Genomic DNA, 12,333 nt, shown 5'->3' on the forward strand with positions numbered 1-12,333 from the left:
TTAATTGACAATTGATAATTGACAGTTGATAATTATTGATTCTTAATTGTAATTCTCACGTGGAAGATGTCGTCTTCGAGTGACTGTTCCCACGTATAGCGATTTGTATACATCAGGTCTAGTCGGCGACGGGTGTTCTCCAGTCCGATACCCGATCCACTGCGATCAGCATCATCTTTGGGGAAGTTGGTGTTGTCGCAGTTAAAAATCAGTTCACCTTCATTTTGTAGCAGTCTGATGTCAATCTTTGATGTACGACTGCTGCTCACTCCGTGTTTAAATGCATTCTCAACCAGCGAAATAAATAGCAATGGGGCAATCTCCATGTTCTGTTTTACATCGAATGATGTTGTTACCTCTGTCTTCTCGTTGCAGCGCAATTTCATCAGCGATATATAGTTGCGCATAAACTCCACTTCGCCCTCAATGGGTACCATCTTTTTGTTTGTCTCATACATGGCGTAGCGCAGCAGGTCGCTCAGCTGGGCTATAGCATCCTGAGCGGAATCGGCATCAATCTGGCAGAGACTCGATATGTTGTTCAGGGTGTTAAACAGGAAGTGTGGGTTTATCTGATTCTTCAGCCATGCCAACTCTGCCTCGGTATTCTTGGCCTTCTCGTCTTTCAGTTGTTGCTTGATCTCTCGTGTACGGATATAGTGGCGTATGCCGATGGCAATAGCTGCAACCATACAGTTAAGGACCAGGAACATCAGGAAGCCAGAGAAGAAGCCAATCCACATGTTGGGGCCCATCTCGGGCATGTTAGGGATGTTGTTGCGATTAAAGAAAACATAGAAAAACTGGGAGTTCAGTCCGATAATCAGCACGAGATTGATAAGCGTGAACCACCAGTAACGATGTTTGAAAAAGAGCTTGGGGCCAAATAGGTAGAAATTCAGAAAATAAATAACCAATGGCGACTGGAACAGTCCCCATACTACGAGAAATGAAGTACGTGTGGCGTGACCGTCTTGCGTACTAAGATATGTGGCCAGTGGCATGGCGCAGATAATGACTAGCCATACTGCCACCTGTGCTGCTAGTAACCAGATGTCTTTTTTCTCTATCTTCTTCATAACGCTTGCAAATATAATATTTTTTTCCTACGGATTATACGGATTATACGAATTATTTTCAGTTTGTGATAAAAAATCCGTAAAAACCGTATAATCCGTAGACTATAAATAAGTTTAATTGGTTTCCGATCCGATGCTGTTCAACATCTCACCCTGCGACTGCTGCTCAATGAAGTCGTTCTGTACGCGGCTCTTGTGCTGCTTGCTTGCCATCTTGGTGTTGCCAAAGCTGTAGCTTACTGTGAATGTAACGCCGTAGATGGGCACCTTTATGTTATTGTAAGAGGTGAAATCCTTACCGCGGCTACAGGTCTCAATGCTGATGTTGCCACCCTTGTTCAGTCCCAGTTGTCCTGAAATGCTCAGATTCAGCTTGTCGTTAAGCAGACTCTTCGAGAGGCTTGCTGTTACCAGATTGAATCCACCGCTCCATCCCTGCAGCGTGTAGCTCTTGGTTGATGAGATGGCAAATGCACTCAGCTTCAGATTCCAAGGCAGCGTCTGCTGTATACCTGCCATGATGTTGGCTGTCCATCCGTTATTGCTCTCGTCAAGCACGTCGCTACGCAGGTCGATGTAGTTCAGACTTCCGTTAAAGAAGAGTCGTGTGTCCTTGGTCAGCAGATAGTTTACGTAGCCGTTCACACCTGTCTGATGACTCTTTACTACATTGCCATAGGTGGTGTTCAGCAGGTTGTTGTTGTCGTAGAAGCTGTACTGCGAGATGGCGTTATCAACAAAGTTGTGATGCAGGTTCAGGTTTACCATCAGCTTCGATGTGAAGGCGTTGTATACCAGCGAGATGTTGTGGGCTTTCTCTACATCCAGGTCCGGATTACCATAGAACAGTGCTATCGGGTTCGACTTATCAACGTATGGGTTCAGGTAAGAGATACCAGGGCGGCTGATGCGCATGTTGTAGGTCAGGCCGAGGTTGCTGCCCATGCCGAGGTTATACTGCATGCTGGCTGTTGGGACCAGGCTTCCGTAGCTCGTGCTGAAGTTATCGCCATTGCCCAGATGGTATTCTACGTCCTGCCAGGTGTACTCATAGCGCAGGCCTGCCTTCAGTCCGAATTTGTTCCAGTTGCCCACGTATTCGCCATAACCAGCCAGAATAGAGTTCTTATACTCGTAGTCAGAGCTTGAACTTGGATCGTAAACGCCCTTCAGATAATATTTTGAATCTGATGTGGCATCGTGCAACTGCAGCTTACCGCCTAGACTTAGTGTCTGTCCCTGCGCCAAAGGCATGGTGTAATCCAACTGGAAAGTGTGGTTGGTGGTTTTGTTCTCATTGTCGGAGAATCTGTTAGTCAGGTCGATAAGTGACGAACTGTTGTCGAAGTTGTTTGTTGTCTCTGTGGTAGAGGGGCTGTAGTTGAGCTGATATGTAAGAGCTAGCGACTGGGTGTGATCTTTGTTGAAGAAACGCTGATAGTCGATGCTTCCGCTGAACGATGTGCGCGAGTTCTTCATATCGGTAGTGCTTGTGTAATCGAAGCCTGTGCCGTAAGCATCTCCGCCCATGGTGGTATAAGTTGTGCCGTTGCTCTTCATGTTCATGGTGTTGATAGATGCCGTCAGGTTCAGGCTGCTCATGGGGTCAAGCTGGTAGCCCAGAGTCAGGCTTCCCATAGTAAACGGTGTCTTCACATCGTTCTCCGATGTCAGTATCTGTGAGTTACCGTTGTCCTGTAGCTGCTCCATTTCGGTTGTGGTGTTGCCAGGCTTGTTGTAGCTTGTCATCACGTTGGCGCTGAATGAAAGCTTGCCCTGCTGTCCGCTTACAAATGCGCTTCCGCCCAGTTGCTTGGTTCCTGCCGATGCACGAACAGTTCCGTTGATGCCGTTCATGCTTTGTGCGGTGGCCTGTCCGTTCACGTCTACCTTGTTCAGTACGATATTCAATACACCAGCTGCACCTTCTGCATCGTATTTTGCGCCTGGGTTGGTCATTACCTCAATGCTCTTAACGGCTGTGGCTGGCATGCTCTTGAAAACCATCGATGGATTGCTCGAGAACATCACGTTGGGCATTCCGTCTACGTATACCTTAAACGATGAACTGCCGTTTACGGTGATGTTATCCTGTCCGTCAACAGTTACCATTGGTACTTTGCGGAGCATATCCAGAACGGTGTACGACTTTGAGTCCTCATCTTCGGCCACATTGTAGCTCATCTTGTCTACATCCATTTTTACTAATGGCTTCTGGGCTACAACTTCAACACCTTTCAGCATGGTCTCGCTCTCCTTCATGTAGATGGTGTCCAGGTCGAGTGTGCCAGCCTTACCAAGTTCAATATCCTTGATCAGGTCTTCCTTACCCACGCTGCTGAATACGATGCTGTAAGTACCGCTGCCCTTTACTTCCTGCTGGAACTGTCCGTTCTCGTTGGTCAGAAACATGGCTACTGGCTTGTCCTTCTTCTTAGCCGAGAAGATGCGGACTGTGGCATAAGGCTCACTCTCGCCAAGTGTCTGGTCTATCAATACACCCTTAACGGTGGTTTGGGCCATAGTCTCTACTGCCATCAGGCAGATTGCTGCAAATGTAAGAATAATCTTTTTCATACCTTTTTATTTTATTGTTTCTACTTTTTCGTCCTTTTGACGATGCAAAGGTATGAAGAATGGGGGCAAACGTGAAATAACTTTCGACGTTTACCCCCATGTGTTTCGACGTTTACCCTCAATTAGATTTTGTCGAGTGCCTGTTTGATGTCGTTCAGTATATCTTCTACGTCCTCAATACCAACGCTCAGACGAATCAGGTCGGGTGCGATGCCTGCCTCAAGCAACTGCTCTTCGCTCAGCTGACGGTGAGTGTGGCTGGCTGGATGCAGCACACAGGTGCGGGCATCGGCCACGTGGGTAACGATGTTTATCATCTCCAGCGAGTCCATCCACTTGATGGCTGTCTCGCGTGTTCCTTTCAGACCGAAGGCGATAACGCCACAGCTTCCGTTGGGCAGATACTTCTGTCCCAGTGCGTAGTACTTATCTGTGGGCAGTCCGCAGTAGTGAACCCAAGCCACCTTCTCGTTGGCATTCAGGAACTCGGCCACTTTCTGAGCGTTCTTACAGTGCTGGGCCATACGCAGATGCAGTGTCTGCAGACCAAGGTTCAGCAGGAACGAGTTCTGTGGTGCAGGTATGCTGCCAAGGTCGCGCATCAGCTGGGCTACCAACTTGGTCATATAGCCCATCTTGCCGAAGGCCTTTACGTAAGTCAGTCCGTGGTATGACTCATCGGGTGTGCAGAGTCCTGGGAACTTTTCTGCGTGAGCCATCCAGTCGAAGTTGCCGCTGTCAACTACGCATCCGCCAACCTGAGTGGCCAGACCATCCATATATTTGGTGGTAGAGTGGGTTACGATGTCGGCACCCCACTCGAATGGGCGACAGTTTATTGGTGTAGCAAAAGTGTTATCGATAATCAGGGGCACACCATTCTTGTGTGCTATCTTGGCAAACTTCTCGATGTCGAGCACGGCGCAGCCTGGGTTTGTGATGGTCTCGCCAAACAGGGCCTTGGTGTTTGGACGGAAAGCCTTCTGAATCTCCTCTTCGCTGGCATCTGGCGATACAAAGGTGCAGTCGATGCCAAGCTTCTTCAGTGTGACGCCAAAGAGGTTGTATGTTCCACCGTAAATCTCGTTTGAGGTTACGAAGTGGTCGCCGCTCTGGCAGATGTTGAAGATGGCGTAGAAGTTGGCAGCCTGGCCGCTTGAAGTAAGCATTGCGCCCACACCGCCCTCGAGTGTAGCTATCTTAGCAGCCACAGCGTCGTTGGTAGGATTCTGCAGGCGGGTGTAGAAGTAGCCCTCCTTCTCCAGATCAAACAACTTTGCCATCTCGTCAGAGTCATCATACTTAAATGTGGTGCTCTGAATGATGGGCAACTCAATTGGTTCTCCGTTCTTGGCCTTGTAGCCAGCCTGTACGCAAAGCGTGCCTTGTCTCAATTTCTTCTCCATTTGCTTGTTGTTTATTTCATTTTGGCCGCAAAGATACCAATTTCTAATCAAAATGCCAAATATAATTCTATTTTTCTGTCATTTGGTTAAGATAGGTGAACAACTATTTAAAGAGTTTAACCAGAATAAGTAACTACAAGAAATAGTTGTGTGTTTACATTTTTATAGTTACATTTGCCGCCAGATACTGATAACGTTGTTGAAGTTAAACTTAAAAAACAGAAACAAGAATGAAGAAACTTACAAATAAAGAGCGTGAAGTGATGGAGCTGTTTTGGCACCACGGCCCAATGTTCGTTAGGGAGCTGTTGGAACATTACGATGAGCCCAAACCGCATTTCAATACCCTGTCTACTATTGTACGCAGACTGGAGTATCAGGGCTATGTAGGCCACAAACAGTATGGTTCTACTTATCAGTATCATGCACTGATAACTGAGGAGGATTATGCCAAGAAGAATATCTTCCGTCTGGTTGACAACTACATCGTTGATTCCTATAAAGGATTGGTGTCGACCTTCTTGAAGGAAGAGAAACTCTCTGTAGATGAACTCCGCGAACTGCTCACACAAGTTGAAGAATATAAAGATTCAAAGAAATGATGACTCTGTTTTTCACCTACGAACTGAAGGTTGCTATACTGATAGCTGTGTTTTACATCTTCTGGCGATTGCTGGTTGCTAACGAGACTTGGCACCGACTTAACCGTATTGTTTTGCTTTCTACTGCTATCGCATCGTTTGTATTGCCGCTCTGCGTGATAACCATTCACCATACGGTAGAGGTAACGCCTGATGCGGTAGAGCCTGCATCTACAGTTGTTGCGGATTTAGAATCTGCTACCAGCGAGACCGATATTTCAAGTTCTCTCCAGCAAGCACCTGTGGCAGAAACCGCTTTAGTGCCAACAGAGACACAACAGTCTTTCAATTGGCAACTGCCGCTAACCGTCATATATATAATAGGTGTATTGGTGGTATTGTTGAGAGTTGCTATGTCGTTATGGCGACTTCACACGATGGCGGCCGAAAGCGAGATCCATCTCTTGGACGATGGGCGCCAGATAGCTGTATGCGAGAAAATACAATCGCCCTTTAGTTGGTGGAAAACAGTATTCCTGAATCGTCAGGATTATGAGGATGGCCCCACAGCCCTCCTGACTCATGAACTGGGGCACATCCGTCTGCATCACTCTGCCGATGTGCTCTTGGTAGAACTGCTTACTGCCCTGCAATGGTTCAACCCCACTATGTGGATGCTTCGTGCCGACTTGCGCACCATCCACGAATATGAGGCCGACCAGCAGGTCATCTCTCACGGATTCAACGACGTTCAGTATCTACAGTTATTAATCCGTAAGGCCGCTGTACAGAGCGGGTACTCTCTGGCAAACGGTTTCTTTAACAGTACCCTCAAAAAAAGAATTAAAATGATGATGAAACCAAAATCAACCCGCCACCAGTGGCTTCGTTTTGCCTATCTGCTGCCCATCATAGCTGTATCGCTTGCCTTGTCGGCCAAAGTCCAGTTGGATGTAGTGGATCGTGGTTCAAATATCGTTTTCAGCGAACCTCAGGAGCCAATAACCAACGAGAACCGGCTCTTTCTGATTGTCGATGTTGATGAAGCAAGAAAGATTGTTCCACAAAAAGGAAAGACAAGGAGTGTGTGGGGATACGTTGACGATAATGGTCACTGGGATAAAAAATCTGCAGAAGCAGCCAATCATGGTAAGCATCTTGTTGTTCATATGCCCAAAGGCTCTGTGTTAGTAAACGACAAAGAGACGAAGAAAATTGAGGCTGACGTCAATTACTCATTCGCCCAAGCCACAACGGAATGGCAACTAAATGGTGTGCCATTCGATGAGAACAATGTTCCCGTTCTGAACTGCAAGGATCTCAAAAGGATAGAGCAACATTGGAATGGCAAGAAGAATGTTGTTAATTTCATCACGAGTGCAGAATCTGCCATTATTCTCATTGAGAAGGATGGTAGAGAGTGCATAGGTGTGAAAGCTCCAGTTGGGGCTTTCTACACCTGGCTTGTTAATGGGCATCTGGCCGAAAGAGGTGCTATAAATAAAGATAAATGGTGGAATGTAAGAGGATATTACCCTTTGTATGACCATTTAATAACTCTTGATGGAAAAGAGATTAATAAAGGCTATCTGCCATATGTGCCACTAAACTATATTAAAGAGGTAAAACTGATACAAGGTGAGACACCACGACGTATTGAACTCTATACCCACTATGTTACCGAATTTAATAGAGATGTTGATTTTGACTATCCTGCAGAGTACAAAGAAAAGCAGAAAGCATGGATATTCTTTAAAGCCGAAGAAATGGCCACAGGTCGACAACTGAAGGATGCTGAGATAACAGTAGTAGAGACTGGCCAGAAAGCCAAAACCAATGCCGAAGGCTGGTGCGAGCTAAAGGTTCCCCTAGGAACAACCGTACGTGCGTCGTATCCAGGATTAGAAGCCGAGACATACAAAGTAAATCATTTTAATGGCAACGACATACAAGGATGGACTTTCTGTATGAGCAAACCCGGAGAGCGTATCTATGGTAATGTACAGCAAGAGGCCGAGTTCGCTGGTGATAAAGATAAGTGGTTTGCTATAAACACACAATTGCCAAAAGCTACTGATGGCAAGGGAATATCTCGCAGGGTTACTGTAAATTTCGTTGTCAACGAAGATGGCTCCATCAGTGGTGTCAGAATCAGAAATGGAATTAACAAAACGCTTAACGAAGAGGCTCTCCGATTGGTTCGAAGTATGCCACGATGGAAACCAGCCATCAAAGATGGTAAGCCCGTAAAAAGCCTAGTTCTTTCAAGTGTTTCTTTTGAGAACATACAGGACAATGTCCTTATCGGTGCATACGTTCGAGATGAAAAAACGAAGAAATACCTGAATGATGCCACAGTAGAGCTGATGAATATGAACAAAGTTGTACTATCAAAACCGAGGATTCAAGAAGTAGTAAGAGGTTCAGAGATGTATCGCTACGTTTGGGCTGTACCTCGCCAGGACAAATACATCATAAAGGTTACGAAGCCAAAATTCCAAACGGAGTATAGAACAATCACAATAAAAACCAGCGAAACGCAGAAAATCGTCGATGATATAATCCTCAAATCAAAATCGTAATCTCTTGTTTTGATAATTATTACTGGAAATGGTCACGGTCACAGTTGTGACCGTGTGACCAATACTAATGCTTTTAGGGTACGATAGCTATAGTTAGCAGGGGCAATAATTAAGGATAGCAGGTACAGAAGCGTTACTTTTCCATCGTTTGCCTATACTGAAACGATCGTTCGCCTATACGCAAATGATTGTGTGGCTATACGCAAATGATTGTGCGGCTATACTCAATCTGAAACGTACTCTAGCACAAGCCCCATCATTGAGTCTCTGTATAGATTTCTGGTTTGTTAATGATAAATCTTTTGTCTTTTATTCTTTTTTTATGCTTACCTGTTTTTTTGTCTAGAAGACAGTCGTTTCTTGTTTTTTTATTATCTTTGCGGCATGAAAAAGATCAAAAAAATGCATCAAGGGGGTAATTAAATCTCCTGCTCATCTGTATTATAGATAAAAAGCGAAACGTAAAGATGCAAGACAGAGAAGAACAATTCAAGGAACTCTTCCTTTCAGAATACAACAGAATGTACAAGGCTGCCTACATTCTGCTGGGCGATGAAGACGAGGCAAAAGACGCTGTACAAGATGTCTTTGCCCAACTGTGGAACGGTACCACTCCACTGCGTGAAGAGAGCCAGAAAGCGTTTCTGCTCACTTGCGTTCGTAATCGCTGCCTTAACATCATTGCACAACACAGAAGTGGAGAGCAGTCTGTGGACACTTTACAGCTGGTTGATACCGCAACCAATGTGAGTGACGATGAACTGATAACCGCCATCAACCGCTATGTCGACGAGAAACTGACACCTCAAACGGGGCGCATCATCCGTATGCATTTCAACGAGGAACAGTCGTACAAGGAGATATCCAGCGAGCTTGGCATCAGTCTGTCGGCAGTTAACAAGCATATTGTGCAAGGGTTGAGGAAACTACGTTCAACTTTTAAAACCAGAGAAGTATGACTAGAGAAGAAAAACTGAAGATGCTGTTGCATCCAGAGCAATACACAGATGAGCAGATGGATGAGATGCTGAACGATACCAACATCAACATCCCTGATGCTGATGAGGCTTGGGAGTGCTTTAGAGGTGAGAAGCTGGAGGGGAGAGGTGAGACCGCCTTCAAGAAGTTCTCGCTGATGAAGATAGCCGCCATGTTTATTGGTGTGCTGATGTTATCGGGCATTACCTATGCAGCCATCCACATGGTGCAAAGTCTCGGTGCGGGGGATAACACCCCATCGATGACTGAGGCACGAATGAGCGATTCACGCCAGCAATCAGGCGATACCGATAAGTTGGCTGCAGATTCTATACCCGCAAAACCCGTAATTTTCGAGGATGCAGAACTTAGTGCCATCTTGAGCGAGGTTGCTGCTTTCTATCAGGTTCAGCCCGTATTTAAGAGTGAAGCTAGTAAGCATGTCCGCCTATACTTTACATGGGACAAGAAGCAGACCATAGACGAGATGATTGATACGTTTAATAAGTTTGAACGTATCCATATTACCCGCGAGAACCAGAAACTGATTGTAGAATAACTTAAGCCAACCCAAAATGAAAAAATATATATTCACAGCATTGCTCTGTGTACTTACGCTATGTGCCCAAGCACAGAGAATCAGCCGCAACTATCAGAACGAGTCGCTATCGAAAGTGCTCGAAGACCTGAATGCCGCTACTAGCGACAAAACCATCTACTTTATCTACGACGAACTGGAAGACTTTACTGTTACCAGTCACTTCAGTGATCTGCCTATCAAGGAAGCTATCCGCGAGGTGATAGGATTCTATCCCATGAAGGTTACCTTCGACGATGACAAGATCTTCGTAGAGTGCACCCAGAAGGAGGATGCCAAGGTTATTGGCCATATTGTGGATGAGAACGGACAGCCGATAGAATTTGCCAATATCGCACTGAATAACAGCGTGGGGTATATCAATGGCGGTGTGAGCAATGAGAACGGCGATTTCGTCATTCCCTGCAAAGACCAGCGCATCACTCTGAAGGTTACGTACGTTGGCTACAAAACCGTAACCCGCAATGTCAATGTGGGCAACATAGGCACCATCACTCTGCAGCCAGAAACCTATATGGTGAAAGGCGTTGAGATTAAGGGCGAGATACCACAGTACAAAATGGCATCTGGAGGAATGACAGTAGATGTGCAGCACTCGCTGCTTCATGATATTGGAAATGCCAATGATCTATTGTCTATGATTCCACTGGTGCAGCAAGGCAAAGACGGAAAGTTCGAAGTGCTGGCCAAAGGCGAACCTGAGATATACATCAATAATAAAAAGGTGCAGGATATGGGTGAGCTGAAGCAGTTGAAGTCTGCCGACATCAAGAGTGTTGACGTGATAACATCGCCTGGAGCCAGATATAATGCCGAGGTAAACGCTGTTATCCGCATCAAAACCTTGAAGCCTCAGGGCGAAGGATTCAGCTTGATGGCTACCAGCCAGACGTGGCGAAACAACAAGTGGAACAACTACGACGACCTGACAGTGAAATATCGTACAGGTGGGCTCGAGGCTTTTGCTAATGTGGCGTACGATTGGGGGCACTATAGCAACGACCAGAGTATCGACCAGGAGTTGCACATCAAGAAAGACAAGTATAATGCCCATGCCGAAGCTCCAGTAAGAAGTCGCTGGTCAGAGATTTACTATAAAGCCGGATTGAGCTACGATTTCAATGTAGATAACTCTATCGGTATTAGCTTCTCGTCTCAGAAACGTCTGTTCCAGCACTTTAACTGTGATATGACGCAGCATTATCTGAAAAATGGAGAATTTTACGGCGACATCCTTCTGAAAACAACAGCTTCAGAACAAGACAAACCTGTTTGGGAACTGAATGCCTATTATATTGGAAAGATCGGGAAATTAGGTATCGACCTCAATGCTACCATCTTGCGAAGAGACAGTGAAGACCATCTGGACCAACAGGAGTTCAGCGAGGAACTTGATGACCGTGCAATCACCACCCTTAGCTGGGATAATAATAAGATGATAGCGGGTAAATTGGTATTGTCATATCCTATTTGGAAAGGTGAACTCAGTATCGGATCAGAAGCAACATTTACATTGACTCATGGCCACAACCGTACCGAAGAGAATATCATACCAGAATCTGATACAGATACCGACGAGCAGAACATTGCCGGCTTTGCCGAATACGATCTGCTATTGGGTGATTGGCATTTTGGTGCAGGCCTGCGCTATGAGCATGTTCAGAACGATGTACATCAGTTTGGACTGTACCAGCCAGAACTGTCTCGCAATTATAACGACTGGTTCCCCAACCTGTCAGCAGCTTGGCAGAAGGGTAAGTGGAGCGCCCAGCTCAGCTACAGCAAGCGCATTACGCGCCCTCCATATCGTATGTTGAGTTCTGCTATCGTGTACGACAGTCGTATGTTCTATGAGGGAGGAAATCCGCTTTTGCGTCCATCTGTACGTCAGAGCATCGATTTGAACCTGACTTATTCGTGGCTCACCTTCGTTACAGGTTTTACCCGCGAGAAGGATATCTTCACTCACATCTGTAGAGTGTATGATGAAGAGAACGAGATTGGTATTTTCCAACAGATGAACTTCGACCATCAGGACAGGGTCTATGCCACCCTTGTAGCTTCCCCAAAACTGGGCTTCTGGCAACCTAGCTTTACTCTGCATTATTATCAGCAGATATTCGATGCTGAAGCCTATGGTGCTCCCATGAAGATGAATAAGCCCGAATTCAGCTTCGACCTGAAGAGTTGGTTCGTTATCAATCCCACCACTAAGGCGCTGTTACAGGCCAGCTATTCTGGCAGTAATCACTGGGCATTTATGTATCGCAACAGCAACTTTATAATGAATGCACGTATACAGAAGGCATTCTTGAAGGGCAGCTTGGTTGCTACGCTCTATGCCAACGACATCTTCCGCACCTGCAGAAACAAGTTGACCACCTACTATGCGATAGGTTCAACCGCACAGAACGACTACAGTTATACGCAGCAAGTTGGTCTCACGCTGAGCTACAGCTTTAATGCCACTCGCTCTAAGTATCGTGGTACTGGTGCTGGTAACGACGAGAGGAACCGTTTCTAAATGGATTA

General features: G+C 46.0%; 8 protein-coding genes. 5 read left to right on the forward strand and 3 right to left on the reverse strand.

All coding sequences use genetic code 11. The features are described 5' to 3' along the window. Positions 1-32: 32 nt before the first annotated feature. The 3 genes from BUB86_RS06760 to BUB86_RS06770 all read right to left on the reverse strand — a co-directional run bounded on the left by BUB86_RS06760 (position 33) and on the right by BUB86_RS06770 (position 5,062). The gene (locus BUB86_RS06760) at positions 33-1,079 is read right to left on the reverse strand and encodes a sensor histidine kinase (RefSeq protein WP_073207309.1); all 1,047 of its coding nucleotides are present in this window, start codon (positions 1,077-1,079) and stop codon (positions 33-35) included. Positions 1,080-1,193: 114 nt separating this feature from the next. Continuing rightward, positions 1,194-3,656, reverse strand: coding sequence for a TonB-dependent receptor domain-containing protein (locus BUB86_RS06765; RefSeq protein ID WP_073207312.1), 2,463 nt, complete (start codon positions 3,654-3,656; stop codon positions 1,194-1,196). A 122-nt stretch (positions 3,657-3,778) separates the two neighbouring features. After that, entirely contained in the window at positions 3,779-5,062 is a 1,284-nt protein-coding gene (locus BUB86_RS06770; protein ID WP_073207316.1) for an O-acetylhomoserine aminocarboxypropyltransferase/cysteine synthase family protein, read from the reverse strand. A gap of 230 nt (positions 5,063-5,292) precedes the next feature. Between BUB86_RS06770 and BUB86_RS06775 the strand changes: the two genes are divergently transcribed. The 5 genes from BUB86_RS06775 (at position 5,293) to BUB86_RS06795 (ending at position 12,325) form a co-directional block, all read left to right on the forward strand. Continuing rightward, a complete protein-coding gene (locus BUB86_RS06775; RefSeq protein ID WP_073207319.1) occupies positions 5,293-5,664 on the forward strand; it encodes a BlaI/MecI/CopY family transcriptional regulator in 372 nt (123 codons plus the stop codon). Continuing rightward, positions 5,661-8,225 (forward strand): M56 family metallopeptidase, encoded by a 2,565-nt coding sequence (locus BUB86_RS06780; protein WP_073207322.1) that lies wholly within the window; start codon positions 5,661-5,663, stop codon positions 8,223-8,225. Before BUB86_RS06775 ends, BUB86_RS06780 begins: the two co-directional genes overlap by 4 nt. Before the next feature lie 467 nt (positions 8,226-8,692). Continuing rightward, the gene (locus BUB86_RS06785) at positions 8,693-9,184 is read left to right on the forward strand and encodes a sigma-70 family RNA polymerase sigma factor (RefSeq protein WP_073207325.1); all 492 of its coding nucleotides are present in this window, start codon (positions 8,693-8,695) and stop codon (positions 9,182-9,184) included. Then, positions 9,181-9,762, forward strand: a complete 582-nt coding sequence (locus BUB86_RS06790) for a DUF4974 domain-containing protein (protein ID WP_073207328.1) — start codon at positions 9,181-9,183, stop codon at positions 9,760-9,762. The genes BUB86_RS06785 and BUB86_RS06790 overlap by 4 nt, the downstream gene beginning before the upstream one ends. Before the next feature lie 16 nt (positions 9,763-9,778). Then, positions 9,779-12,325: an outer membrane beta-barrel family protein gene (locus tag BUB86_RS06795; protein WP_073207332.1), complete on the forward strand. Its 2,547-nt coding sequence runs from the start codon at positions 9,779-9,781 to the stop codon at positions 12,323-12,325. Positions 12,326-12,333 lie beyond the last annotated feature (8 nt).

The organism is Xylanibacter ruminicola, from assembly GCF_900142525.1.
GTDB classification, from domain to species: Bacteria; Bacteroidota; Bacteroidia; order Bacteroidales; family Bacteroidaceae; genus Prevotella; species Prevotella ruminicola_A.